The 282-nt window shown below is 65.6% G+C and carries 1 protein-coding gene; it reads left to right on the forward strand.

Going from position 1 to position 282, the window contains the following annotated elements:
* Window positions 1-186: 186 nt before the first annotated feature.
* A partial coding sequence (locus SB753_RS36575; RefSeq protein WP_410805005.1) for a DUF1841 family protein occupies window positions 187-282 on the forward strand: 96 nt, incomplete at its 3' end.

Below are 282 nucleotides of genomic sequence, written 5' to 3' on the forward strand. Positions count from 1 at the left end.
CGAATTCAAGCCGAAGACGCCGCCGCCCGATCTCTAAGCGCCGCGGCACGGCGCTTTCAGCGTGTCGCGCCATCCGTCTGCGCGCGCTGCGGGCGCGGCGTAAAATGAACGGCTGCTGGCGACGTCCGAGCCGACGCACAGCGCAAACAGCCCGCCCCACTCGCTTTCACCGTCCGAAGTCCATCGATGTTCAATCCCAGCCGCGACGAAGTCCGCCGTTTTTTCACCGACACCTGGCGCAAGCAGCGCGCGGGTGAAATCCTGACGCCGCTCGAAGCGATT

Source organism: Paraburkholderia sp. SIMBA_053 (assembly GCF_046534895.1).
Taxonomy (GTDB): Bacteria; Pseudomonadota; Gammaproteobacteria; order Burkholderiales; family Burkholderiaceae; genus Paraburkholderia; species Paraburkholderia caledonica.